This window comes from Enterobacter cloacae complex sp. SHL020, from assembly GCF_049236945.1.
Classification (GTDB): Bacteria; Pseudomonadota; Gammaproteobacteria; order Enterobacterales; family Enterobacteriaceae; genus Enterobacter; species Enterobacter dykesii.
Map to the genome: position 1 here is coordinate 67189 of NZ_JBMKJF010000009.1, position 25864 is coordinate 93052.

At 55.4% G+C, this 25864-nt stretch carries 25 protein-coding genes; 9 read left to right on the forward strand and 16 right to left on the reverse strand.

Annotated elements, in window-relative coordinates; all coding sequences use genetic code 11:
• Positions 1–111 precede the first annotated feature (111 nt).
• Positions 112–1068 carry a polysaccharide deacetylase family protein gene (locus ACOTZB_RS18705; RefSeq protein ID WP_421628125.1) on the forward strand — a complete coding sequence of 319 codons (957 nt, stop codon included), beginning with the start codon at positions 112–114 and terminating at the stop codon, positions 1066–1068.
• A 23-nt stretch (positions 1069–1091) separates the two neighbouring features.
• Here ACOTZB_RS18705 and ACOTZB_RS18710 read toward each other — a convergent pair whose 3' ends face one another.
• Genes ACOTZB_RS18710 through rfaD form a run of 6 tightly spaced genes read right to left on the reverse strand, consistent with a single transcriptional unit; the run spans position 1092 to position 7286 of the window.
• Positions 1092–2303 carry an O-antigen ligase family protein gene (locus ACOTZB_RS18710; RefSeq protein WP_421628126.1) on the reverse strand — a complete coding sequence of 404 codons (1212 nt, stop codon included), beginning with the start codon at positions 2301–2303 and terminating at the stop codon, positions 1092–1094.
• Positions 2291–3199 (reverse strand): glycosyltransferase family 2 protein, encoded by a 909-nt coding sequence (locus tag ACOTZB_RS18715; protein ID WP_421628127.1) that lies wholly within the window; start codon positions 3197–3199, stop codon positions 2291–2293. The genes ACOTZB_RS18710 and ACOTZB_RS18715 overlap by 13 nt, the downstream gene beginning before the upstream one ends.
• 5 nt (positions 3200–3204) lie before the next feature.
• Positions 3205–4314 carry a glycosyltransferase family 9 protein gene (locus ACOTZB_RS18720; protein WP_421628128.1) on the reverse strand — a complete coding sequence of 370 codons (1110 nt, stop codon included), beginning with the start codon at positions 4312–4314 and terminating at the stop codon, positions 3205–3207.
• Positions 4315–4317: 3 nt separating this feature from the next.
• Positions 4318–5301 (reverse strand): lipopolysaccharide heptosyltransferase RfaC, encoded by a 984-nt coding sequence (gene rfaC, locus ACOTZB_RS18725; RefSeq protein ID WP_047743192.1) that lies wholly within the window; start codon positions 5299–5301, stop codon positions 4318–4320.
• 3 nt (positions 5302–5304) lie between these two features.
• Positions 5305–6351: an ADP-heptose--LPS heptosyltransferase RfaF gene (rfaF, locus tag ACOTZB_RS18730; RefSeq protein ID WP_032661897.1), complete on the reverse strand. Its 1047-nt coding sequence runs from the start codon at positions 6349–6351 to the stop codon at positions 5305–5307.
• 2 nt (positions 6352–6353) lie between these two features.
• The gene (gene rfaD, locus ACOTZB_RS18735) at positions 6354–7286 is read right to left on the reverse strand and encodes an ADP-glyceromanno-heptose 6-epimerase (protein WP_008502707.1); all 933 of its coding nucleotides are present in this window, start codon (positions 7284–7286) and stop codon (positions 6354–6356) included.
• A gap of 215 nt (positions 7287–7501) precedes the next feature.
• Between rfaD and kbl the strand changes: the two genes are divergently transcribed.
• Together kbl and tdh are read left to right on the forward strand one after the other, a co-directional pair.
• A complete protein-coding gene (gene kbl, locus ACOTZB_RS18740; RefSeq protein WP_421628130.1) occupies positions 7502–8698 on the forward strand; it encodes a glycine C-acetyltransferase in 1197 nt (398 codons plus the stop codon).
• A gap of 9 nt (positions 8699–8707) precedes the next feature.
• Positions 8708–9736 (forward strand): L-threonine 3-dehydrogenase, encoded by a 1029-nt coding sequence (tdh, locus tag ACOTZB_RS18745; protein ID WP_023309906.1) that lies wholly within the window; start codon positions 8708–8710, stop codon positions 9734–9736.
• A 27-nt stretch (positions 9737–9763) separates the two neighbouring features.
• Here the strand turns inward: tdh and ACOTZB_RS18750 are convergent, their stop codons facing one another.
• Both ACOTZB_RS18750 and ACOTZB_RS18755 read right to left on the reverse strand, forming a co-directional pair.
• Positions 9764–10678 (reverse strand): hypothetical protein, encoded by a 915-nt coding sequence (locus ACOTZB_RS18750; protein WP_421628132.1) that lies wholly within the window; start codon positions 10676–10678, stop codon positions 9764–9766.
• A gap of 15 nt (positions 10679–10693) precedes the next feature.
• Positions 10694–11899, reverse strand: a complete 1206-nt coding sequence (locus ACOTZB_RS18755) for a glycosyltransferase (protein ID WP_421628134.1) — start codon at positions 11897–11899, stop codon at positions 10694–10696.
• A 205-nt stretch (positions 11900–12104) separates the two neighbouring features.
• Here ACOTZB_RS18755 and ACOTZB_RS18760 point away from each other — a divergent pair, with 205 nt between their 5' ends.
• Positions 12105–12905, forward strand: coding sequence for a glycosyltransferase family 2 protein (locus tag ACOTZB_RS18760; protein WP_421628136.1), 801 nt, complete (start codon positions 12105–12107; stop codon positions 12903–12905).
• Between the two features lie 3 nt (positions 12906–12908).
• Here ACOTZB_RS18760 and ACOTZB_RS18765 read toward each other — a convergent pair whose 3' ends face one another.
• The 3 genes from ACOTZB_RS18765 to gpmM are packed head-to-tail and all read right to left on the reverse strand — an operon-like array spanning position 12909 to position 16682.
• Positions 12909–13841 carry a divergent polysaccharide deacetylase family protein gene (locus ACOTZB_RS18765; RefSeq protein WP_047651778.1) on the reverse strand — a complete coding sequence of 311 codons (933 nt, stop codon included), beginning with the start codon at positions 13839–13841 and terminating at the stop codon, positions 12909–12911.
• Positions 13842–13844: 3 nt separating this feature from the next.
• Positions 13845–15104 (reverse strand): murein hydrolase activator EnvC, encoded by a 1260-nt coding sequence (envC, locus tag ACOTZB_RS18770; RefSeq protein ID WP_257833121.1) that lies wholly within the window; start codon positions 15102–15104, stop codon positions 13845–13847.
• Between the two features lie 33 nt (positions 15105–15137).
• Positions 15138–16682 (reverse strand): 2,3-bisphosphoglycerate-independent phosphoglycerate mutase, encoded by a 1545-nt coding sequence (gene gpmM / locus ACOTZB_RS18775; RefSeq protein WP_421628138.1) that lies wholly within the window; start codon positions 16680–16682, stop codon positions 15138–15140.
• Positions 16683–16929: 247 nt separating this feature from the next.
• Here gpmM and ACOTZB_RS18780 point away from each other — a divergent pair, with 247 nt between their 5' ends.
• From ACOTZB_RS18780 to cysE, 5 genes are all read left to right on the forward strand, one after another.
• A complete protein-coding gene (locus tag ACOTZB_RS18780; protein ID WP_023309913.1) occupies positions 16930–17361 on the forward strand; it encodes a rhodanese-like domain-containing protein in 432 nt (143 codons plus the stop codon).
• An 11-nt stretch (positions 17362–17372) separates the two neighbouring features.
• Positions 17373–17624 carry a glutaredoxin 3 gene (grxC, locus tag ACOTZB_RS18785; protein ID WP_023309914.1) on the forward strand — a complete coding sequence of 84 codons (252 nt, stop codon included), beginning with the start codon at positions 17373–17375 and terminating at the stop codon, positions 17622–17624.
• Between the two features lie 32 nt (positions 17625–17656).
• A complete protein-coding gene (gene secB / locus ACOTZB_RS18790; RefSeq protein ID WP_003860835.1) occupies positions 17657–18124 on the forward strand; it encodes a protein-export chaperone SecB in 468 nt (155 codons plus the stop codon).
• Positions 18124–19143, forward strand: a complete 1020-nt coding sequence (gene gpsA / locus ACOTZB_RS18795; RefSeq protein WP_421628140.1) for an NAD(P)H-dependent glycerol-3-phosphate dehydrogenase — start codon at positions 18124–18126, stop codon at positions 19141–19143. The genes secB and gpsA overlap by 1 nt, the downstream gene beginning before the upstream one ends.
• A 74-nt stretch (positions 19144–19217) precedes the next feature.
• Complete coding sequence (gene cysE, locus ACOTZB_RS18800; RefSeq protein ID WP_008502718.1) at positions 19218–20039, forward strand: serine O-acetyltransferase; 822 nt, start codon at positions 19218–19220, stop codon at positions 20037–20039.
• Here the strand turns inward: cysE and trmL are convergent.
• The 5 genes from trmL to lldP form a co-directional block, all read right to left on the reverse strand.
• Positions 20036–20509, reverse strand: coding sequence for a tRNA (uridine(34)/cytosine(34)/5-carboxymethylaminomethyluridine(34)-2'-O)-methyltransferase TrmL (gene trmL / locus ACOTZB_RS18805; RefSeq protein ID WP_033147028.1), 474 nt, complete (start codon positions 20507–20509; stop codon positions 20036–20038). The two genes, cysE and trmL, sit on opposite strands and share 4 nt — an antisense overlap.
• Before the next feature lie 45 nt (positions 20510–20554).
• Positions 20555–21895, reverse strand: a complete 1341-nt coding sequence (locus tag ACOTZB_RS18810; RefSeq protein ID WP_421628142.1) for an MFS transporter — start codon at positions 21893–21895, stop codon at positions 20555–20557.
• 182 nt (positions 21896–22077) lie between these two features.
• Positions 22078–23265 (reverse strand): quinone-dependent L-lactate dehydrogenase, encoded by a 1188-nt coding sequence (lldD, locus tag ACOTZB_RS18815; protein WP_223535460.1) that lies wholly within the window; start codon positions 23263–23265, stop codon positions 22078–22080.
• Positions 23262–24035, reverse strand: a complete 774-nt coding sequence (gene lldR / locus ACOTZB_RS18820) for a transcriptional regulator LldR (protein WP_023294814.1) — start codon at positions 24033–24035, stop codon at positions 23262–23264. The genes lldD and lldR overlap by 4 nt, the downstream gene beginning before the upstream one ends.
• Complete coding sequence (gene lldP, locus ACOTZB_RS18825) at positions 24032–25687, reverse strand: L-lactate permease (protein WP_421628145.1); 1656 nt, start codon at positions 25685–25687, stop codon at positions 24032–24034. Before lldP ends, lldR begins: the two co-directional genes overlap by 4 nt.
• Positions 25688–25864 lie beyond the last annotated feature (177 nt).

A 25864-nucleotide genomic window follows, 5' to 3' on the forward strand; every position in this document is an offset into this window, starting at 1 on the left:
ATAGCGACTTGCACTCTTTCTCCATAATCTCAGTAATTTCCCCGGAAGGGTTTACTCATGCTTTGGAGAGTGCGTAACATAGCGCTAACTTTCCTGTCTTGCGGACTCATTATGAACAAACCAGCGTTTATCATCACAATTGATACTGAGGGCGATAATCTCTGGCAAAATCACCGCGTCATTAAAACGGAAAATGCGCGTTATCTGGCGCGTTTCCAGGCGCTTTGTGAGCGTTTCGGCTTTAAGCCCGTGTGGCTGACCAATTACGAGATGGCGATCGAGCCCGTTTTCATCGAATTCGCCAGGGACGCGATCGCCCGCGGTCAGGGGGAGGTGGGAATGCACCTTCACGCATGGAATAGCCCACCGGAACACGATCTCACGGGAGACGACTGGCGCTGGCAGCCTTATCTGATTGAATTTTCAGATGAGGTGCTGCGTGAGAAAGTGCTGTTCATGACCCGCCTGCTGGAAGAGACCTTCCAGACCAAAATGCTAAGCCACCGTGCCGGACGTTGGGCATTTGACAGTCGCTACGCAAAATTGCTCGTTGAACTGGGCTACCAGGTTGATTGCTCCGTGACGCCACGCGTGAACTGGCGCAATGCGAAAGGCGCCCCGCAGGGTAATGGCGGAACGGATTATCAGCATTTCCCCGACCACGCCTATTTCATGGATTTAGACAATATTTCCCGGGCAGGCAATAGCCCATTACTCGAAGTGCCGATGAGCATTCAGTATAAACACCCGGCGTGGTTGAACACGATCAAACAGGGTTACGACAGGCTTCGGGGTAAATACCGCTCTCCCTCTGTGAACTGGCTAAGACCGTCCGGTGGGAATGCGGCGCAAATGATTCAGGTCGCACAGCAATGTCTGTCGCAGGGAAGTGAGTACGTGGAGTTTATGCTTCATTCGTCGGAATTTATGCCTGGCGGAAGCCCGACGTTTAAAGATGAGGCGGCGATTGAAGGGTTGTATCAGGATTTAGAAGCGCTCTTTAGCTGGTTATCCGACAAGACGGTCGGGATGACGCTGGCGGAGTTTTATCAATACAAGAAAAAATAATGCCCGCCAGGCGGGCATTACCATTAACGTTGCCTGGTTTGCGAAAAAGGAGTACTCAGTGCAAATACGGTGACAAAGAAGATTACGGCCTCTGAACTCAATAGTATGACGTCCGTCAGGCCATAGAGTAACAAAAGAAGCATGGTCGTCAGTAGCAGACCATTTCTGTTTTTAAGGGCGTAAACGATCATCGATATATAGAAAAACACTAATATCGCCAGCCCGGGGATCCCCTGCAGAGAATATTTCTCAATAAACTCATTGTGCAGATGCACCCTGATAAACTCGAGTGCAGTCGCGAGATGTGGATGCCCATCTTTCACATATTGCTGTGTCCATACTTCGCGGTCTTCAACTGACTGCCCGAAAGGATGAGCCAGCCCGTTTTGAATACCTACATTCCACATAGAAAAACGTGCACCGAGTGAAGTTGCATCATTGCCTTTTTGATAATTTTCAACTTCAGCTTGTGTTTGTTGTATCTTTGGTAAAATTAATGGCTTGTAGCTGACGATAACAATACCCGCCACAATACATAAGAAAATCAGCGTAGATTTAAGGTGGATTCTTCTGAAATGGTAAAGCGTGAGTACAATCGCCAGGAGTAGATATAACCCCATTGCGGCACGGGTGCCCGTTAACAGAATAACGAAGTAAGATATTAAAATGATGAACCCTGCGGTTATATACAGTTTTATATTTTTCTGTAGATACAAGCTGTACACGAACGCCAGTGAAAGTACTGAGTAAACATAGGCCGACACGGTCGCACGATTTATAGCCATTTCGATACGCCCCATACCCTGTGAAGCCTGCCATAAGCCATAGCCAGTGGCGAGTATAAACCCTGCACCAGAGGCGTATAAAAAATATTTCTGGAAGGATGCCTTATCAATATAAGACTTAAACCGGTCAAGATAGAAGATAAGGATGCTCGCCAGGATCAACTTTTTACTTGCACCGAGATAATCGCTATAAACGTTCAGGCCTTCGCTATGATACTCATACACCAGATACCAGCCAAGATTAAGCAATCCAATCAATAAAATCGGCAATGCGATAGAAAAAGGACGCACTGTGATTTTTTTATATTCGCACGCTAAGCCGATAATGCTGGCATAAATCGCAATATAGAAAAACTCTCGCTGCTTACCTGAACTCAGCAGCGCCAGCGCAAGCGAAATAAGGCTCAAAATCAGCGTCAGCTGATAAAGCCGCAGTTTTACTTTTTCCATAATGCCTCAATGACCCTTTTTTTGTAGCTGAAACGTACATCTCTTGAGAAGAAGAAAGAGAGAGAATAAAGTGCATTGACCCGCTGTTTGACCAGTTTGAGTTGCAGGTCAGTCAGATGCTGTCGGTGGTTACGGTAGATATCAAACCAGTGACAATTAACAAGATGCTGAAAAGAACGAGGGAATGTTTTTTCCATTTGTAATGTGCATTCAACCAGCGTAGCGATTTTAGTGGCGTCGAGACGGCTCGACAAACTGTCGTTACGTTTGATGTAATAATAATGTCCCTGACGCTGATAGACTATTTTACTCGATTGCATCAGCATGCCGGGAAACACGGCGAAATCTTCATAGCAGACCATCGAAGGAATCGGGTTATTTACATACAATTTCCGATGAATGAATTGCCCGATGAGATGTGCCTGAAAATCTTTGTGCTGCAGGAACCGCTTTATTGCCTCATATTGCGACAAAGCAACCGGAGAGAACCCCTGCCACTCGGCTGTAATTTTTTTTGTGTCGCGAATTTCCAGCAGGCGCGTCAGTAGCATATCAGGGCGCTCTGTTTTGAGAAAAGCCACGGCGTCCCTGATGCTGCCCGGTTTCATCCGGTCATCGCTATCCAGCATGGTAATGTATTCACCTGTGGCCAGCGAGAGGGCACTGTTTCGAACATGGCCTACGTTACGGTACTCTACGTATCGGGATTGCGCATTCGGAAGCATTGGCAGCCACGCTTCAATAATATCCTGCGTTGAGTCACTGGAACTGTCGTTAAAGATAATGATCTCTACATCATCGCCCGCACCCTCAATCGCGTTTTGCAGGCTTTCTAGCGTAGTGTGAAGCGTATCTTTGGCGTTATGCGCGGCAATAATGATGCTTAGAAAAGCCATAATAATTAGTTTCCCTGAGCATCAAAGGAGTATGCTTCTGTATTAATTGTGGGTAACTCGCAAATGAAGTGTTTGAGTTCACGTAGCGCTTCGTCTGTTACAGCGAAGAGTTCTTCCCGGCCCTGTGAGAAGTAATATCGTGTTTCAAAAACATATGAGCAAATGTTGTCATCATTACCAATCAGCAATACGTTGCCCAGCGGACGCTGTTCATAGTGACAACAAGGCCCAAACAGTAAGATTACCGGCACACCGACAGCATCGGCAATGTAGACATTCCCCGAGTCAGACGCGATATAGCAATCCATTTTAGAAATGGCCCACGGCAGCTCTTCAAGCGAGATTTTGCCAATCAGATTAATAAAGTTGGGCAGTTCACCATAAGCGCGGGTGATGTCATCCATCCACGATTGTTCATTCGGCGCGCCAAAGACATAAAACTCGCAGGGCAGGTCGGCGAGACGATCGGCAATTTGCTTCCAGATGACAGGCGGAACGGTTTTCGCTTTATTCCCGGCTGCTACGCTGATGCCAATGCGGATCACGCCGGGTTTATCGAGGATTGCCGGATAGGTCGCAGGTTTGAAAAGCGGCTTTGTGGCGTGCTTTGGCGAGTCTTGCCAGGTTAAGGTTCGATCGGCCAGTTTGAGATAGTTCGTGACCGACAGCGTCTTTCTACCGTGCTCAACAGTACCATCTGCCGTTGCATAGAAAATACCGTGATACCATCTGCGCGTGTAAGTGCTTAAAAACTGTTTGTTTTTAGCGTTACATACGGAGGCGAAAAAGAGGTTCACGCTGTTGGGTTGCAGGAGATAGACATTGTCATAGCGGTTCATGATCCGGCAGGCAAAGACCAGCTTTCGCCACAGGTTACGCTTATGCTGCTCGATAAAAAAAATCTCGTCGATCGTCTCATCATGCTTTGCCAGCGCACCTACGCTACGGCTGATGAGCACGTCGCTTTTTTGCAGGTACGCCAGAAGGGGCGTTGCATTAACAAAATCGCCGATTTTTGCTGTCTGAATGACCAGATTTTTACCCGTCTCTTTGCGGAACAGCTTCCGGATAAGCTTCACCGGAAAGAGTAAAATCAGCAGAAATACGTAACTCATGCGTTAGATATCCCTGTTGGAAAGCCAACGGCTGCCCTGTAAAAATGAAAAAATAGCATCTGCGCTGATATCCTTCGTTTGCTGGGTCGGGCTGACCATCTGATGCTGGTTTTTGCCGTAACCCCCGATCAATCCAGGATCGGTCGGACCAAAAATCGTAATATTCGGACGATCCAGCGCCGCGGTTAAATGGCTTAAACCTGTATCAACGGAAACAACAGCATTCGCTCCCGCCAGCTGCGCTGCAACCTGCGCCAGCGTGAGTTTCGGCAATACTTCGACGTGTGAAAAGCCTGCTGCCAGACGCTCTGCGCGCTGCCGCTCATGTTCAGCGCCCCAGGGCAGTTTAATATGGATGCCGGTAGGTTGCATTAGTTCAATCAGGCTTCGCCAGTGCGTTTCCGGCCAGTGTTTATCGTCGCGCGTTGTGGCATGCAGGAAGACAAGATAAGGCTGAACACAGGGATCTGTATTGCGCAAAAAGTGCTGCGCAATGGCGTAGTCGCCTTGGGTTTCCGGTTTCGCATAGCCCAGGCTTTTTGCAAACAGCTCGCGGGTACGTTCAACGGCATGCTGTTGCTTTGCGATGCGGTGGCGGCGGTTATAGAACAGGGTCGCCAGCGGTTCGCGGGCGGAGTGCCAGTCCATGCCGTGCTTTACGCCGTGTGCCAGACGCGTCACCAGCGCGGCGCTTTTCACCAGCCCCTGGGCGTCGATGATAGCGTCGTAATGCTGTACCTGCACCGCCTCGCGGAAGGCCTTGCGTTCGGCTTTAATCGGCGCGGAGAACCACGCTTTGCGCCAGCGGCGAATCGCCACCGGTATCACGCGGTCAACCGCTTCATGCCAGGTGGGGATCTGCGCGAAGCCTTCTTCCACCACCCAGTCAAAACGAATGCCGGGAACGGCCCGCATGGCGTCCGTCAGTGACGGGAGCGTATGCAGCACATCGCCCATCGAAGAAGTTTTAACGATCAGTACCCGCATTCGTTATCCTTCTTCACTCAACAGCAGTTCGTTAAGCTCTTCGAGAACGCGCTCTGGCGTAATGTCGATCAGGCTCTGATGGTAGCCTTCTGCGGCATCGCCCTTGCGCACTTTGTGGTAGCCGGTGATCAGGCGGATGACGCGCGCTTTATGAGAAAGCGGGGGGGTGAAGTCCGGGCTGCTTGGGCCATACAGCGCCACCAGCGGGCGGTTGAGCGCGGCGGCGACGTGCATCAAGCCCGAATCGTTGCTGACCACAGCCTTACAGGCGGCAATCAGAATAACCGCCTGTTCAAGCTGCGTTTCTCCCGCCAGGTTGCGGCACCAGGCCTGCTGTTCATTACTGAGCGTCGCGAGAATTTCGTTGCCTGCCTCGTGGTCTTTTGCCGAACCGAACAGGACAATCTGATAGCCTTCGTCAATCAGCTGTTTCGCCAGCTCCGCATAGTGATAGTGCGGCCAGCGTTTTGCCGGGCCGAACTCGGCGCCGGGGCAGAAGCCAATCATCGGGCGTTCAGACGAAAGACCAAACGCGTTACAGGTCTGTGATTTTTCACCGTCGTTGACCTGAAGCTGTGGCCAGAGCAGCGGCTGCGGCAGATCTTTCGCACTGCGCATCACGCCTTTGTCGTAGGCCAGCGCCACATAGCGCTCCACCATCAGCGGCCAGGCCTCTTTATCCAACACCCGCGCGTCGTTCAGCAGGCCGTAGCGCATTTCGCCGCGCCAGCCGGTGCGATGTGGAATGCCCGCAAAGAAAGGCACCAGGGCGGATTTAAAGGAGTTTGGCAGGACATACGCCCGATCGTAGCGCTTCTCGCGCAGGCTATGGCCGAGCTTGCGGCGTTCGCCGATTTCCAGCGCCCCGTGGCCAAGCGGCATCGGGATGGCTTCATTCACTTCCGGCATACGCGACAACAGCGGACGGCACCAAGCGGGTGCCATCACGTCGATTATCGCCTGGGGATAGCGCGCCTTGAGCGTGCGATAGAGACTTTGCGACATCATCATGTCGCCCACCCATGACGGGCCGATCACCAGAATCTTCATACTTATGCGTCGCGGTTCAGCCAGGCCATATATTCCGTTACGCCTTCGGCAACGGTCTTGAACGGCTTGTCGTAGCCTGCGGCGCGCAGGTTGGTGAGGTCAGCCTGGGTGAACGCCTGGTAACGGCCTTTCAGCTTGTCCGGGAACGGAATGTACTCGATGCTGCCTTTTTTGTGATACGCCAGCGTTGCGTCAGCCACCGCCTGGAAGGACTCCGCGCGGCCGGTACCCAGGTTGAAGATGCCGGATACGCCGTTTTCCCAGAACCACAGGTTCACTGCGGCCACGTCACCCACGTAGACGAAGTCACGCTTAAAGCCGTCGCTGCCTTCGAACAGCTTCGGGCTTTCGCCGTTGTTCAGCTGGGTGTTCAGGTGGAACGCCACGCTTGCCATGCTGCCTTTATGGCCTTCGCGCGGTCCGTAGACGTTGAAATAACGGAAGCCGACGATCTGCGAGTTCGCTTCTGGCAGCACCTGACGCACGTACTCGTCGAACAGGAATTTGGAGTAACCGTAGACGTTCAGCGGCTGCTCGTACTCGCGGGACTCGATGAAGTCAGAGGTGCGGCCGCCGTAGGTTGCCGCGGAGGAGGCGTACAGGAACGGAATTTCACGCTCCAGGCAGTAGTGCAGGATCTCTTTAGAGTACTGATAGTTGTTGTCCATCATGTACTTACCGTCCCACTCGGTGGTGGAAGAGCACGCACCTTCGTGGAAGATGGCTTCGATCTCGCCGAACTCTTCGCCTGCCATAATCTGGATAAGGAAGTCTTCTTTATCCATGTAGTCAGCGATGTTCAGATCCACCAGGTTGACGAACTTGGTGCCGTCTTTCAGGTTGTCAACCACCAAGATGTCGGTGATGCCTTTGTCATTGAGAGCCTTAACAATATTGCTGCCGATAAAGCCCGCGCCGCCGGTAACGATGATCATAACTGTAACCTTTGAAGTGTGGAGCCCGGGGACAATCCCGGACGCTAATGTCTCTATCATATCATTAGTATGGCTGCCCTTCAGCCATTCACCTTCACAGCGCAGGGGTACGCGTGATTTATGCTGCAAAAACAACAAGAGATGACGTGTCATCTCGTCATGAACTATAGGTTTGGGTAATATGTCCCGAAATTTGCCGAGTCTGGAGAATTGCAATGCGTGGTGATTTTTACAAACAGTTAAACAGCGACCTCGACACCGCACGTGCGGAAGGGTTGTTCAAGGAAGAGCGTATTATCACGTCTGCCCAGCAGGCGGACATCACCGTTGCCGACGGCAGCCATGTGATCAACTTTTGTGCGAACAACTACTTAGGTCTTGCGAATCACCCTGAGCTGATTGCCGCTGCAAAAAACGGCATGGACACCCACGGTTTCGGCATGGCCTCCGTACGCTTTATCTGCGGTACGCAGGACAGCCACAAGCAGCTTGAGCAAAAGCTGGCGAGCTTCCTCGGAATGGAAGACGCGATTCTGTACTCCTCCTGCTTTGACGCCAACGGCGGTCTGTTTGAGACCCTGCTTGGCGCAGAAGATGCGATTATCTCCGACGCCCTGAACCACGCCTCCATCATCGACGGCGTACGCCTGTGTAAAGCGAAGCGTTTCCGCTACGCCAACAACGACATGGCCGAGCTGGAAGCCCGCCTGAAAGAGGCGCGTGAAGCTGGCGCTCGCCACGTGCTGATCGCCACCGACGGCGTGTTCTCCATGGACGGCGTGATCGCTAACCTGAAGGGCGTGTGCGACCTGGCGGATAAATACGACGCGCTGGTGATGGTCGATGACTCTCACGCGGTCGGTTTTGTCGGCGAAAACGGCCGCGGTTCCCATGAATACTGTGACGTGATGGGCCGCGTGGACATCATCACCGGTACGCTGGGCAAAGCGCTCGGCGGCGCGTCCGGCGGCTATACCGCCGCGCGTAAAGAGGTGGTCGAGTGGCTGCGTCAGCGCTCCCGCCCGTATCTGTTCTCCAATTCCCTGGCGCCGGCCATTGTTGCCGCCTCCATCAGGGTACTGGAGATGGTGGAGTCCGGCGCTGAGCTTCGCGACCGCCTGTGGTCCAACGCCCGTCTGTTCCGCGAAAAAATGAGCGCCGCAGGGTTTACCCTGGCCGGTGCTGCCCACGCGATCATTCCGGTGATGCTGGGTGATGCGGTCGTCGCGCAGCAATTTGCTCGCGAGCTGCAGAAAGAAGGGATTTACGTCACCGGGTTCTTCTTCCCGGTGGTGCCAAAAGGTCAGGCGCGTATCCGCACCCAGATGTCTGCGGCGCATACGCCTGAACAAATTGAACGTGCGGTAGAAGCCTTTACCCGCATCGGCAAACAGCTGGGCGTAATTGCCTGAGGACGTGTGATGAAAGCGTTATCCAAACTGAAAGCGGAAGAAGGGATTTGGATGACCGACGTGCCGGAGCCGGAAGTCGGTCATAACGATCTGCTGATCAAAATTCGTAAAACCGCCATCTGCGGTACTGACGTTCACATCTACAACTGGGACCAGTGGTCGCAGAAAACCATTCCGGTACCGATGGTTGTCGGTCACGAATATGTCGGCGAAGTGGTGGGTATCGGCCAGGAAGTGAAAGGCTTCCAGATTGGCGACCGCGTCTCCGGTGAAGGCCATATTACCTGCGGCCACTGCCGTAACTGCCGCGGCGGGCGTACGCACCTGTGCCGTAATACCATTGGCGTGGGCGTAAACCGTCCGGGCTGCTTCGCGGAATACCTGGTGATCCCGGCGTTTAACGCGTTCAAAATCCCGGACAATATCTCTGACGATCTGGCCTCCATCTTCGACCCGTTCGGCAACGCGGTGCACACGGCGCTCTCCTTCGACCTGGTCGGTGAAGACGTGCTGGTCTCCGGCGCGGGCCCAATCGGCATTATGGCGGCTGCGGTGGCGAAGCACGTGGGTGCGCGCAACGTTGTGATCACCGACGTGAACGAATACCGTCTGTCGCTGGCACGCAAAATGGGCGTCACCCGTGCGGTAGATGTCTCGAAAGAGAGCCTGACCGACGTGATGGAAGAGCTGGGCATGACCGAAGGCTTTGACGTGGGTCTGGAGATGTCCGGCGCGCCGCCGGCGTTCCGCACCATGCTCGACACCATGAATCACGGTGGCCGTATCGCGATGCTGGGTATTCCGCCGTCAGATATGTCTATCGACTGGAACAAGGTCATCTTCAAGGGGCTGTTCATCAAGGGCATCTATGGCCGCGAGATGTTCGAGACCTGGTACAAGATGGCGGCGTTGATCCAGTCCGGTCTGGATCTGTCCCCGATTATTACTCACCGTTTCTCCATCGATGAGTTCCAGCAGGGCTTCGACGCGATGCGTTCCGGCCAGTCAGGAAAAGTTATCCTGAGCTGGGATAAGTAATCAAAAAGGGGCCTCAGGCCCCTTATTTTATTGCTTCTTTTTCTCTTCGTCCGTCAGGTAGCGCACCTTGCGGGTGTAGTCCTGACCTTTGAACAGCAGTTTGTTATCCGGCGATTCAAGGTACTTCTGCCATTCGGAGAGAGGGAAGCCGCCGTGCGCGCCAATCACCTCTTTCGGTACCACGGCTTCCTGGCCGCCGATTTTTTTCGAGACCGGCCAGTTCATCCAGTCACCCAGGTTAACCGTTTTTAAATCCAGCATGTCCAGCAGCGCGGCGAGCGGCAGCTGATCGGTCGGCGGCTGCGTATCATCCATCAGCTCCCAGGTATCCTGGAACAGCGTCAGCCACAGCGGGCAGATACGGCGCCAGGTTGTTTTGGTTGCCGCAAGAAACGCGCCGTTAACGTGATCGACCAGATACGGGCGCACCGTCTCCTTGTAATACGCCGGCACTTTCTCCGCTGGCGCACCGTCCAGCTTGGCAATCATTTTGCCCTGACGGAAGCTGGAGTAGATGTGCATATCGGCCATGTTGATTTCGGGCATCTTGAGCAGGTTGAGATCGGAATCGATCATCAATACGCCTTCACCGCGCGCCTGCAGCGGGGCGTTAAGCTTCACCAGACGGCTGAGATAGATCTGCTTATAGCGGTAACTTTCCTCACGAACCGGAAGATTTAGCGTCACTACGCGGGTTTTAGGCGGCAGTACCCCAAAGGCGGATTCAGGCTGATCGCTGACGATGACGATTTCGCTCACCCCGGTGGCATAACGCTCCGCGAAGGTGGCAGAGAGCAAGGCTTCTTCGACAAAATCTGCGCCGGTACACGGAATCACAATAGAATCCACCGCTGCAAGCGCGCCCGTCACGGGCAGAGAGCTGTAAGGAATGTTGTGTCGCCCGGTGATATGACGATAGCGAGCATTAAGAAATTTAAACATAGTTATCTCGTTTGGTTAGTGCGCGCCAAGCACGGCTTCGACACCGCTGACATAGTTTTCGATAGCATAGGTATGACAGACGTTCTGGTATGCAGCCGCAGCCAGTCGAGCCCGCAGATCCGCGTCTGCCCAGATAATGTCCAGATGCTGTGCAAGCTGTGAAACATCGCCCCAGGGGAAGAGCAGCCCTGTCGAATCATGATCAATCAATTCCGCCGTACCGGTCACCTGAGAGCCAATAACGGGGATATTGAGAAGCATCGCTTCCAGCACCACGCGCGGCAGCCCTTCGCTTTTCGAGGCCAGAATAAAGGCGTCAAACGTAGCGAGGTAATCAAAGGGGGTATTCTGAAAACCGGTGAAGATGACGCGGGATTCAATTCCCAGCGCTCGGGCCTGTTCTGTTAAAGCGCGGCGTTCGGCACCTTCGCCGACCAGCACCATTTTCCATTTCGCCTCGGGATGCTTCTGGCTGAACTGTGCCAGCGCCGCCAGCGTGTGGTGATTGGCTTTGCGAGGGATTAACGACCCAATACTGCCGAACACAAACGTGTCGTCATCGATATTCAGGCGCTGGCGCATCGCGCGTCGATCAGGTAAAGGCTGGTTGATGTCGATGGCATTATTGACCGTCGTACACAGTTCGGGCCGGACGCCATGCTGAAGCAACACGCGTTCAACGCCGTGCGAGACGGCGATGATTTTTGTGGCATGGGCATTAACCAGCTTTACCAGCGACGGGGTCAAAACAGGCTCAATGCGGCAGTGCTGGATCAATCGCGCCTGCAGGTTCGCCGCCGCCAGATAGCCTTCCTCGTTTGAGCCCGGCTGGTTATTCATATAGAGCGTATCGAAACCGCCCTGCGTGAAAAGGGTCTCGATTTTGCTGACGTTTGGCCTGATGCGCCACATGATATCCACGTGACGCGTCAATGCCTTGCGGGCGCTGCGTGAGAAAAACAGCAGGCTACGTCCCGCTTCCTTCAACAATTTGGCCCAGACCGGCTGCGGACGTTGAGGGATCACGATGAGCGGGATGCCGATGCCGTTGAGCACCTGGCCAATCGTCTCACCTTCAGCACGACTATAATCACTGTAAAAACAACAGGTAATATCGAATTTATCGCGATTGATTCGCTTCAGGAGCTCAAGCATACTGTTGGTGCCTCCCCCCCATTCTTTACCCGTATCCAGGAGGAGAATTTTACTTTTGTGCGGCATGTCTGAATCCGTGTGCTACCCTTCACCTGACTGCATTATAAAGAATCTGTTGAAATAAAATAGATTTTTCTATTTTATTGCGTTTCAGGATTAGACCAAATTTCAAGCGTGCTTATTTTAAAAGTGTGAATCAGGACTTTAATCGTCTCTACTCATTTATATAGTATTAATAATATTAACTTAGGCTGCTATTGAGAGTGGGAAAATGTTTAAAATAACGGTCTGCTTATTAACGTTTAATTCTGAACGATTATTGCACGATGTTATCCCGCCTCTTTTGAAAATAGCGGATGAAATTATCGTGGTCGATTCTGGCAGTACGGACAAAACACGATATATTTGTGAAAGCTTTGGACTGCAACCCGTCTATAAAAAATTTGGCTGGCATGGTGAGCAGATGAACTATGCCATATCCTTAGCCAGCCATGACTGGGTCCTGTGCATCGACAGCGACGAAATACTTGACCAGGAAACGGTGAATGCCGTTTTAACGTTAAAAGCAGGCGATGAGCCTGACCCCGGAATGGCATGGCGAATATGCCGTCACTGGTTTGTTCTGGGTGAAGAAGTCCGGACGATTTATCCTGTTTCATCTCCCGATTATCCTGTGCGTCTTTTTAACCGTAACCAGTCCCGGTTTAATAACAGACCGGTAGACGATCAGGTCGAAGGTTTTCTCCGCTGTGAACGTATTCCGGGTTATGTAAAACATGATACGTTTCCCACGCTGCATGAGCTTTTTAACAAATTAAATTGTTATACAACCCGCCTGGTTCAACATCAAAAAATACGGCCCTCTATTGGGCGCGGCGTAATCAGCGCCATCGGGGCTTTTTTCAAATGGTATCTGTTTAGCGGCGCCTGGCGTAAGGGCAAAGTGGGGGTGGCGACGGGACTGTATGCCACAGCCTATAGCTTTTTGAAGTATTTCAAATCCTGGTATCAGCATCAGGAAAAAAAAGAGTCCGTTGCTAACGAGCAGACGGACTCTCAGATTGCGAAATAAGCGTCAGGCTTTCTTGCCCCATCCCTGCCACTGCTGCTGGACGTACTTCACCAGGGTACTGTTACTGATGCTGTCTCCGATGACGGAGAAGAAGCGGGTCGCATAGACCGGTTCAGGCGGTTGCTTCGGTACACAGCGCTTCACGCCGCGGAACGGATTACGCGGCGCTGTCGGGACGGGCTGCGCAGAATTTGGTGTAGAGGTATCTACCTGCGGCTCGTTCAGCAGATCGCTCGGACGCACCAGCGTGATATCGGCAGGCAAGGTCGGCAGCATCTGCTGCAGAACGCGAACGGTAGACGGGTGCGGATGACCGATGGCGATGGCTGAGCCATTGCGGCGTGCCAGCTGTACCGCGCGATTAAACTGCATGCGAATATCGGCTTCGTTCTGGGTATCATCCAGGAACACCTTGCGCTTAATCACCTTTACGCCCGTTCCCTGAGCGGCACGCATTGCCTGGCTGTTGCCTATGGTCATGCTGTCGAGGAAGTAGAGGTTGTAACGCTCCAGCGCCTGCATCACTTTGAGCATCCCGTACAGGCTTGATGTCATCGCGCTGCCCATATGGTTGTTCAGCCCTACGGCATACGGCACTTTGTTGTAGGCGTCGCGGATGATGCGCTCGATCTCCTCGCTGCTCATGTCCGGGCGCAGAGTGTCTTTTTCCAGCGGCTGCTTGCTGAGCGGGGCCATGGGCAGATGGATCAGCACCTGATGACCGCTGTTATGGGCTTTGGTCGCCATCTCACGCGCGTGGGGGGCATTCGGAAGGACGGCGACAGAGATGGCCGACGGCATCGCCAGCACCTGATTTTCATAGTGTGGACGATAACCGAAGTCATCAATCACGATAGCGAGTTTACCTGCATATACCGGTGCAGCCAGCGCCAGCGCGCTGACGACGGAGAAAACCATTCGACGAAATTGAAGCAAAACTTATCTTCCCAACCACGGCTGTGGATTGACCGCCTGACCCTGGCGACGAATTTCGAAATAGAGTGACGGGCGGCCCTGACCGCCACTGCTGCCCACAAGGGCGATGGGTTGGCCGGCGCGCACCTGCGTGCCGACGCTGACCAGCGCGCTCTGGTTGTAGCCGTAAAGGCTCATATCACCTTTACCGTGTTCGACCACGACCACAAGTCCGTAACCCTGCAGCCAGTCGGCCAGAATCACGCGGCCATCGGCAATGGCTTTTACTTCGCTACCTTCAGACGCACCGATAACTATCCCTTTCCAACGTAGCTCACCCTGCAGCTGTTCGCCATAACGATGCAGAATTGAACCGCGAACGGGCCAGAAAGCCTGACCGCGAGGAGAGCCCAAACCGCCGGTACGCGACATCAGGGAGCGTTCGCTCTCGCTTGGCTTGTAGGTAGTCCCTTTGCGGGAGGCTTCCTGCTGCTTATCGCGAACGGCCTGCGCCTCGCGAGCTTCTTTTTCGGCGCGCGCTTTCGCCGCCGCTTCCGCACGGGCGATGCTGTTACGCAGTTTGGATTCGTTGGCGCGCATTTCGCTGAGCTGGCTCTGGCCTTCCTGAATGGAGGATTCAAGGCCAGAAAGGGTTTTCTTACGCTCGTTGCGCGCCTGCTCAAGCTTCGCCTGCTGGGCCTGCTGATCGTAGAGCAGAGTTTGCTGCTGGCTCTGCTTCTCTTCCAGCTCGGCTTTTTGCGTGGAGACCTCTTCGCGCGTCTGCTTCAACTGCGCGATCGTCTCCTGACGCGCCTGGTTGAGATAGCCAAAGTAGGCCTGCAGGCGCTGGCCGCGCTGGCTCTCTTCGCCGCTGAGGATCAGCTGGAGACCGGTATGTTCACCCTGGCGAAATGCGGCATCAAGCTGTGCGGCAAGATTGCGCTCCTGCGCATCACGCTGGCGCTCGAGTTTGGCAATCGACGCGTTCATCTCGTCGATCTGCTTGTTCAACAGGGCGAGGGTGTTTTGCGTTTCACGGAGTTTACGCGCGGCGGCGGAGATCGCCTCTTCCTGCTGCTTAAGCTGGGCGAGGAGGGCAGAGCGCTGCTGCTGCTGTTGGCGTACCGCACGCTCTTTGGCGGCGATATCGGCCTGAATGGATTTCAGCTGGTCGCGGTCATCCGCGTGGGCGGATGCGGCGCACAGCAATACGCCAGCGCTGAGTGCGCTGGCGTAAAACAGAGGTCTGACTGATAACCTAAGCGGCTTCACGACCCATGTGATTGAAAAAATCGCCTTTCCCCTCATGGGGAGCGATTATTCCACGATGAACAGCGGCTTACCAGTCATCTCTTCAGGGATCGTCATACCCATCAGCGACAGCATGGTTGGCGCGATGTCAGAAAGCTTGCCGCCTTCCACTGCTTTCAGTGATTTATCACCCACATAAATCAGCGGAACAGGCAGGTTAGTATGGGCCGTGTGGGCCTGGCCGGTCGCCGGGTCGCGCATCTGTTCAGCGTTACCGTGGTCAGCGGTAATCAGCAGCTGGCCGCCGACGGATTCAACCGCTTTCGCAACCTGCTCAACGCAGTGATCCAGCGCTTCAACCGCCTTCACTGCCGCTTCCATCACCCCGGTATGCCCAACCATGTCGCCGTTCGGGTAGTTACAGATGATGGTGTCGTACTTACCGCTCTCGATGGCCGCAACCAGTTTTTCAGTCAATTCTGCAGAGCTCATTTCTGGCTGCAGATCGTAGGTAGCGACTTTGGGAGAGTTGATCAGAATGCGGTCTTCGCCTTTGAACGGCTCTTCAACGCCGCCGTTAAAGAAGAAGGTCACGTGCGCATATTTCTCGGTTTCAGAGATGCGCAGCTGCGTTTTGTCGTTTTTCGCCATCCACTCGCCGAAGGTGTTGGCCAGCGAGGCTGGCGGATACGCGCAAGGCGCTTTGATGTCTGCGGCGTATTCAGTCAGCTGGATGAAATCGAGTTTCACCACTTTCTTACGGGCAAAACCGTCGAAGTCGCTGTTGACGAAAGCACGGGTAATTTCACGCGCGCGGTCAGCGCGGAAGTTCATGAAGATCAGCGCGTCGCCATCTTCCATGGCGGCGTCGGCCTGGCCTTCAGCGCGAATGACGGACGCTTTGACGAATTCGTCGTTTTCATCACGTGCATAGGCCGCTTCCAGCGCTTCGACGGCGGTCGCGAACTGGAACTCACCTTTTGCCTGGGTCATCAGGTCATAGGCCTGTTCAACGCGATCCCAGCGGTTGTCGCGGTCCATAGCGTAGTAACGGCCAATGATGGACGCTACGCGGCCTTTACCCAGCGCGGCGAATTTCTCTTCGAAGGCCTGCAGAGAGCCTTTTGCGCTGCGTGGTGGCGTATCGCGACCGTCCAGGAAGGCGTGCAGATAGATTTTTTCCGCACCGCGCTCGGCGGCCAGTTCAACCATCGCCATGATGTGATCTTCGTGGCTGTGAACGCCGCCAGCAGAGAGCAGGCCCATGATGTGTACGGCCTTGCCAGCGGCAACGGCTTTATCGACCGCGCCAGACAGCGTTGGGTTGGAGAAGAAGGTGCGTTCTTTGATTTCAACGTCCAGACGCGTCAGATCCTGATACACAATACGCCCGGCGCCCAGGTTTACGTGACCGACTTCGGAGTTGCCCATCTGGCGGTCCGGCAGGCCCACTTCCAGGCCAGACGCGTCAATCAGCGTATGCGGACGTTTCGCCCACAGGGCATCCATGACCGGGGTTTTGGCGTTGAAAATAGCGTTATCCTGGCTATCTTCACGGTAGCCATAGCCATCCAGAATCACCAGTACCATAGGTTTTTTAGAAACCGACATTGCGACAACCTCATGCTCAAGAGTCAAAATTTGCGTAATTTTACTACAGCTGAATCGATCAAATAGCCGCAGAAGATCAAAGAAAGCGCAGGGGCAAGATGTTCACCAGACCATTTTGAGGCATTTTTTTAGGTGGCATGCCGCAGAAAATGGATTAGGTTATGGTCGCTGGCTGTATTTGCCAGAACGCACAGGTATACTCCTGTCCTGGTTTTTTTTATCACTTAGTCGGGAGTAGTTACCCTCCATGCAAGAAATTATGCAATTCGTTAGCCGCCATCCGGTTCTGAGCATCGCGTGGATTGGCCTGCTGGCTGCTGTGCTGTTCACCACATTTAAGAGCCTGACGTCTAAAATTAAGGTTATCACCCGTGGTGAAGCGACGCGTCTGATCAACAAAGAAGATGCCGTCGTGGTCGATCTGCGCCAGCGTGACGATTTCCGTAAAGGTCACATTGCGGGCGCAATCAACCTGCTGCCAGCTGAAATCAAAGCGAACAACGTCGGTGAGCTTGAGAAACACAAAGCCCAGCCGATTATCGTTGTCGATGCGACCGGCATGCAGGCACAGGAATCTGCCAGCGCGCTTCATAAAGCAGGCTTCGAAAACGTAACGGTGCTGAAAGAAGGTATTTCCGGCTGGAGCGGGGAAAATCTTCCTTTGGTACGCGGTAAATAAGGAGTTCAGTCATGGCCAATATTGAGATCTATACCAAAGCGACGTGCCCGTTCTGTCATCGTGCGAAAGCGCTGCTGAACAGCAAAGGCGTCACGTTCCAGGAACTGCCGATCGACGGTGACGCGATTAAACGCGAAGAGATGATCAAACGTAGTGGTCGCACGACGGTTCCGCAGATTTTTATTGATGCGCAGCACATTGGCGGCTGTGATGACTTGTATGCGCTCGACGCCCGTGGTGGACTCGATCCGCTGCTGAGCTAAGAGACTTTAGGACAATTAAAAAGGGTATTTCCATGTCAGAACAAAACAACACCGAGATGACTTTCCAGATCCAGCGTATCTACACCAAGGACGTCTCTTTCGAAGCGCCAAATGCGCCACATGTTTTCCAGAAAGACTGGCAGCCAGAGGTTAAACTTGATCTGGATACCGCATCTACCCAGCTGGCAGATGACGTGTATGAAGTCGTGCTGCGTGTGACCGTTACCGCATCTCTGGGCGAAGAAACTGCATTCCTGTGTGAAGTTCAGCAGGGCGGCATCTTCTCTATCGGCGGTATCGAAGGCAACCAGATGGCGCATTGCCTGGGTGCGTACTGCCCGAACATTCTGTTCCCGTATGCGCGTGAATGCATCACCAGCCTGGTTTCTCGCGGTACATTCCCGCAACTGAACCTTGCGCCAGTTAACTTTGATGCGCTGTTCATGAACTATCTGCAGCAGCAAGCTGGCGAAGGTGCTGAACAACATCAGGATGCCTGATGAGCACTGTTAATGCGTCAATGACTGTGATCGGTGCCGGCTCATACGGCACCGCTCTTGCCATCACGCTGGCAAGAAATGGTCACGAAGTGGTTCTCTGGGGCCACGACCCAAAACATATCGCAACGCTGCAACGCGACCGTTGTAACGTGGCGTTTCTTCCGGACGTTCCGTTCCCCGACTCCCTGTACCTTGAAAGCGACCTTGCGACCGCGCTGGCGGCCAGCCGCAACATTCTGATTGTGGTTCCGAGCCATGTATTTGGCGACGTGCTGCGTCAGATTAAGCCGCTGATGCGCCCGGATGCGCGCATTGTCTGGGCGACAAAAGGACTGGAAGCCGAAACCGGACGCCTGCTGCAGGACGTCGCCCGCGAAGCGCTGGGTGATGCGATCCCGCTGGCGGTCATCTCCGGCCCGACCTTTGCCAAAGAGCTGGCCGCTGGCCTGCCGACGGCGATTTCGCTGGCCTCCACCGATCGGGCCTTCTCCGACGATCTTCAACAGCTGCTGCACTGTGGTAAGAGCTTCCGCGTCTACAGCAACCCCGATTTTATCGGCGTGCAGCTGGGCGGTGCGGTGAAGAACGTGATTGCGATTGGAGCAGGGATGTCAGACGGCATTGGTTTTGGTGCCAATGCGCGTACGGCGCTGATCACCCGAGGGCTGACCGAGATGTCCCGCCTGGGCGAAGCGCTGGGTGCCGATCCGGCCACCTTTATGGGGATGGCTGGCCTGGGCGACCTGGTGCTGACCTGTACCGACAACCAGTCTCGTAACCGCCGCTTTGGCATGATGCTCGGACAGGGCAGCGATGTTAAAAGCGCGCAGGAGAAGATTGGTCAGGTGGTTGAAGGCTACCGCAATACCAAAGAAGTCCGCGAGTTGGCGCACCGTTTCGGTGTCGAAATGCCAATAACCGAGGAAATTTATCAGGTATTGTATTGCGGAAAAAATGCGCGCGAGGCAGCATTGACCTTATTAGGTCGTGCGCGCAAGGACGAGCGCAGCAGTAACTAGTCGGAACCGTTGTCACCTGAATGACCCAGCCAGCGCAGAACTGGCTGGTCATTAACTATCGTCTGGAGTAAGCAATGCCGTGTGAAGAACTGGATATCGTCTGGAACAATATTAAAGCCGAAGCCCGGGCGCTGGCCGACTGTGAGCCTATGCTGGCCAGTTTCTACCACGCAACGCTACTTAAGCACGAAAACCTCGGCAGTGCGCTGAGCTATATGCTCGCAAACAAGCTGGCTTCCTCGATCATGCCTGCTATTGCCATTCGTGAAGTGGTGGAAGAGGCTTACGCCGCAGACCCGGAAATGATCGCCTCTGCCGCCTGCGATATTCAGGCCGTGCGCACGCGTGACCCGGCGGTCGATAAATATTCTACTCCGCTGCTGTACCTGAAAGGCTTCCACGCGCTGCAGGCTTACCGCATCGGCCACTGGCTGTGGAATGAAGGCCGCCGCGCGCTGGCGATCTTCCTGCAAAACCAGGTTTCCGTGACGTTCCAGGTCGATATTCACCCGGCGGCAAAGATTGGCCGCGGGATCATGCTCGACCACGCCACTGGGATTGTCGTCGGGGAAACGGCGGTCATTGAAGATGACGTCTCGATCCTGCAGTCGGTTACCCTGGGCGGTACCGGTAAAACCAGCGGCGATCGCCATCCGAAAATTCGTGAAGGTGTGATGATTGGTGCGGGCGCCAAAATTCTCGGCAATATCGAAGTTGGGCGCGGCGCGAAGATCGGCGCAGGCTCCGTGGTGCTCCAGCCCGTGCCGCCGCATACCACCGCCGCTGGCGTACCGGCTCGCATCGTCGGTAAACCAGACAGCGATAAGCCGTCCATGGACATGGATCAGCACTTCAACGGCATTCACCATACCTTCGAGTATGGTGACGGCATTTAACTTCTGAGAATGGCGCCCGGGTAACCCAGCTGGCGCCAGGCTTCATACACCACCACCGACACCGCGTTCGACAGGTTCATGCTGCGGCTGTCCGGCATCATCGGAATACGGATTTTCTGCTCAGCGGGCAGGGCATCCAGGATCGTGGCCGGCAGGCCGCGGGTTTCCGGGCCAAACATCAGATAGTCACCTGCCTGATAGCTCACGGCGCTGTGCGCTGGCGTGCCTTTGGTGGTCAGGGCGAACATGCGCTGCGGCTTCTCTGCTTCCAGAAACGCGGCGTAATCGTGATGGCGAACGACGGCGGTAAATTCATGATAATCCAGCCCTGCGCGACGCAGGCGTTTGTCGTCCCACGTAAAGCCCATCGGCTCAATGATATGCAGACGAAAACCGGTGTTGGCACACAGGCGGATGATATTGCCGGTATTCGGCGGAATTTCTGGTTCGAATAAAACGATGTTAAGCATGCTGCCCCCTTAATTGCGGGGGCAGAATAGCAGAAAAGAGAGGAACTACGCGACGCCGGGTTCCTGCGAGCGGCTGTACAGCATTTTGTAGACGGTTGCCGCAGCGGCCACCAGAGCGGGCACGCTGAGGATCATTAAAATACTGTCTGCCTGCCACTGCATAGTGAGAAGCTGGGCGCTGGTCATGGTTCCCGCCACGCCGCCGAAGCGGCCGATCCCCTGCATCCAGGCGATGCCCGTCGCGCGGCACTCGGTAGGGTAAAAGGTGGCGGCCAGGGTTTGCATGCCCGATTGCGCGCCGTTCATCGCGATCCCCATCAGGAAAATCAGCCCGCCAAACAGAGCGATATGGTTATGCTCAATGCCAAGCAAAAGAATGAGGCCAATTGTCAGCACGAAACCACACGCGACCACTTTATGCGCTTCCCAGCGGTCCATCATCCAGCCCGCGAGCAGAATGCCTGCGGTACCGCCGAAGGTGAACAGCGAGGTGAGCCAGGCGGATTCCGCCAGAGCATAGCCCATCCCCTGCATCAGCGTTGGCATCCAGCTAAGCAGGACGTAGTAAATCACCAGCCCCATAAAATAGGTCACCCACAGCATCAGGGTGCCGGGCAGCCAGGGCATAGAAAACAGCTGCGACACGCTCCCTTTTTTAGAGGCGACCTTCTCCTCCGCCAGGAAAAAGCCCGTGACGCTATCCAGCGTGCTGCGGGCGAACCGGCTGGCGATACGGCGGACCTGCATGACGTCTTTCCCGCGCTGCACCAGAAACTTCACGGACTCCGGTAAAAACAGCGCCAGCAGCAGCGTTAAAATCAGCGGCGCAATCGCCCCGGTCAGCAGCACGCTTCGCCAGCCGTGGTGGGGGATAAGCCAGGAAGAGATCGCGCCGCCGCCCGCCGCGCCCAGAGGGAAGCCGCAGTACATGGTGTTAATCGCCATGGCGCGGCAGCGCTGGGGGGCAAACTCGGAGATCAGCGTGATGGCGTTAGGCATTGCGGCACCGAGCCCGAGGCCCGTCAGAAAGCGCCACAGCGTGAGCATATTCAGACTTTGCGCCCAGGCCGTCCCCAGGCTCGCAAGGCCGAAGAACAGGCACGAAAAAACTAGCACGCGCTTGCGCCCCATCCGATCCGATACCGGACCGGCGATCAGCGCGCCCAGCGATAGCCCCAGCAGCGCAGCGCTCAGCACCGGCCCTAGATCCTGTTTGTGTATTCCCCATTCTGCCGACAGCGTAGGCGCGATGTATCCCATCGCCGCCGTATCAAAACCATCGATCGCCAGAACCAGAAAGCCCAGCACAATGAGCAGCCAGTGAAATCCTGAAAAGGGACTCTCATCGATCACCTGCTGAATATCCACCTTACCTGAATACGCCATACGCTCCACTCCGATCTGATGTTGTTTTTGTGTTCTTGTATTTGCTTGTCTATACAATTGCGGACGGCAGGTGGATGTCAAATTTTCTTATCCAATATGTTATCTGGATGTTATTTTTGGCGTAAAAAAGCGCCCGAGGGGAAAATCGGGCGCGAGAAAAAGGTGTATTAACGGAGGAGAATTTAGGCCGCGTTTCCCTGAGCAAGTGGCGCCAGCGCCGCCGGTAATTTATTTAACTCCTGCACCAGAGAATCTCTGCTGATTTCACCGATCGTTTTCGCTCCTGTCAGCGTCATCGCCACCTTCATCTCTTTTTCGATCAGGTTGAGCAGATTCGCCACGCCTGCCTGGCCCGCCGTCGCCAGCGCATACAGATACGCGCGGCCCAGCAGCACGCTGTCGGCGCCCAGCGCAATCATACGCACCACGTCCAGCCCGTTGCGGATGCCGCTGTCGGCCAGGATCGCAATATCGCCTTTCACCGCATCGGCGATGGCCGGCAGGGCGCGGGCGGAGGAGAGCACCCCGTCAAGCTGGCGTCCGCCGTGGTTAGAGACCACAATCCCGTCTGCGCCAAAGCGCACCGCGTCGCGGGCATCTTCCGGGTCGAGGATCCCCTTGATCACCATCGGGCCGTCCCAGAACTCGCGGATCCACTCCAGGTCTTTCCACGAGATCGACGGATCGAAGTTGTTCGCCAGCCAGCCAATGTAATCCTCCAGCCCGGTCGGTTTACCGAGGTAAGCCGAGATATTGCCCAGATCGTGCGGACGACCGTTCAGGCCGACATCCCACGCCCACTGCGGGTGAGTAACCGCCTGCCAGTAGCGGCGGAGTGCAGCATTCGGGCCGCTCATGCCGGAGTGGGCATCACGATAGCGTGCCCCAGGTGTTGGCATATCGACGGTAAAGACCAGCGTGGAGCAGCCTGCCGCTTTGGCGCGCTCGAGCGCGTTGCGCATAAAGCCGCGATCGCGCAGGACGTACAGCTGGAACCACATCGGGCGTTTGATGGTCGGGGCGACCTCTTCAATCGGGCAGACGGACACGGTGGAGAGGGTAAACGGAATGCCTTTGGCATCCGCCGCGGCGGCAGCCTGCACTTCACCGCGGCGGGCATACATGCCGCATAAGCCTACAGGCGCGAGCGCCACGGGCATGGAGAGCGTTTCGTTGAACAGCTTTGTCTCAAGGCTCAGGTCAGACATATTCTTCAGCACGCGCTGGCGCAGAGCCACTTCCGACAGATCTTCCACGTTGCGGCGCAGGGTGTATTCGGCATACGCCCCGCCGTCGATATAGTGGAACAGGAACGGGGGCAAAATGCGCTGCGCCGCGGCGCGATAGTCACTGGCTGCTGAAATAATCATGCTTTGTTCTCCCTGGAAATATCACTGTCGCCAGGCAGACGGGTAATACGTGCCTGTCGGGCCTGGTCTTCATCGAATCGTTTAATGGTGGTGTGCACGAAACCGAGATGCGCCATCATCGCTTTGCGCGCGGCCTCGGCATCACCGGCCAGAATGGCGTTGAGCACCGCCTCGTGTTGTTCGGTCAGCTGGGCAAACACCGGCGGAACCAGATACATGCGCTGGCGGCTCTGCTTCACGGAGGATTGCAGCAGGTCGAAGAACCCGCGCATGGTCTGGAGCAGCACCACATTGTGCGACGCCTCGGCAATCGCCAGGTGAAAACGGACGTCCGCCTGGGAGGCGATATCCGGGTCGCTGCTTTGCGTGGCCTCAAAGCAGGCGATAAGTTTCTCTTTGTCGGCGTCGGTTGCCCGCATGGCCGCGTGCCAGGCGGTACTGGTTTCGATGGCGTGACGCGCTTCAAGGATGTCGAAGCTGTAGTCCGGGTCGTTCTCCATCAGCGTCTTCAGCGGCTGAACGATGTTTTGCTCGGACCAGTCGTCATGCTGCCAGCGTACAAAGGTGCCGCCGCCGCGACGGCTCACCAGCACTCCTTCGCTGACCAGCGTCGCCAGCGCCTCGCGCAGTGAATTGCGCGACACGCCAAGCTGGGCGGCGAGCTGGCGTTCGGCGGGCAACTTCATGCCCGCTTCCAGCTGTTGTTCTTCTATCAGCGCCCGCACGCGAGAGGCAATCTCGTCGGACAGGCGTCTGGGCATCACTATCATGGGATCATCCAGGTTAAGACATAGGCCTGCAGGGTGGTGATCACCCCGACCATGCAGGTGAATATCAGGCTGTGTTTCACGGTAAAGCGGAACAGGTCCGACTCTTTACCGACCAGTCCCACCGCCGCACAGGCAATGGCGATGGATTGTGGGGAGATCATTTTTCCGGTCACGCCGCCGGTGGTATTTGCGGCCACCAGCAGAACATCCGACACGCCAATCTGCTGGGCCGCCGTGGCCTGCAGCGCGGCAAACAGGGCGTTAGACGAGGTATCGGAACCGGTCAGGAACACTCCCAGCCAGCCGAGGAACGGCGAGAAGAAGGTGAAGGCGTGGCTGGTGTGCGCCAGCGCCAGTGCCAGCGTCGATGACAGGCCGGAGTAGTTCGAGATAAACGCGAACGCCAGCACCATGCCGATGGAGTAAATCGGCAGCATCAGCTCTTTAACGGTCGCGGCAAAGGTCTGCACCGCGGCCGCAGGCTTCATGCGCAGCCACACCACGGAAAGAATAGCGGCAAACAGGATGGCGGTCCCGGTGGCGGAGAACCAGTCGAATTTATAGACCGCGGCATACGGCGTGGCGGCGTGCACGACCGGCGGCATACGGGCGACCATCTTGTCGAGGAACGGTACGGAGATGTTAATCACCATGTCGTACAGCGCGCCGCCCGGGGCGAACAGGGCTTTAAACGGCGGGATGCTCCACAGCGTGACCGTGGCGGTCAGGAACAGGAACGGCGACCAGGCGCGGATTACCTGTCCTGCGGTGTAGCCGGTGCGGGCCAGCGTTTGATCGACCTGCGAGGCACCCATGTCGGCGAAGCGGAAGATACGCACCGGCTGCCAGCGCTTCAGGAACAGCGTCAGACAGACCAGCGACACCAGCGAGGAGATGATGTCAGGCAGCTCCGGGCCGAGGAAGTTCGAGCTGAGGTACTGGGCAATCGCGAACGAACCGCCCGCCACCATCACCGCAGGCCAGGTCTCCTTCACGCCGCGCCAGCCGTCCATAATCGCCATGATCCAGAACAGGACGATAATGGTCAGGAAGGGCAGCTGGCGGCCAACCATCTGGCCGATCTCGAAGCTGTCCAGCCCGGTGACCTGTCCGGCCACCAGAATCGGAATACCCATCGCGCCAAACGCAACCGGTGCGGTGTTCACAATCAGGCACAGGCCCGCGGCATAGAGCGGGTTAAAGCCCAGACCCACCAGCAGCGCGGCGGTGATCGCCACCGGTGCGCCAAAGCCTGCCGCGCCTTCCAGAAATGCCCCGAAGGAGAAGCCGACAATCAGCATTTGCAGGCGCTGGTCCGGCGTGATGGAGAGAATCGACGAGCGGATGACGTCAAACTGCCCGGTTTTCACCGAGATTTTATAAACAAACACCGCCGCGATAATGATCCACGCAATCGGCCACAGGCCGTAGAAGAAACCGTAGACGACGGAGGCCAGCGCGCGATCGACCGGCATTTTATAGAAGAACAGCGCCACCATCAGGGCGATAGCAACGGTATACGTCGCGGCGAGGTAGCCCTTCAGCTTGAGCTTAATCAGCGCAAAGAAGAAGAACAGGATCGGAAGCGATGCGATCAGGCTCGACAGCCAGATATTACCGGCCGGGTCGTAGTTTTGTTGCCAGAGGCTCATGCAGGTCTCCTGGGGACCAGACAGCCTGCGCTGCGGGTGAGTCTCCGCTCAACTCTGCGTCACAGGTTGTGTAAAAGTGGTCCTGCCAATGTTGTGTTGTAGGGTTAATGACAATGAATGGTTAATCAAATGTTGTGAGTGGGCAATGAGTTTGTGAGCGAAAATAATGGAATTGTG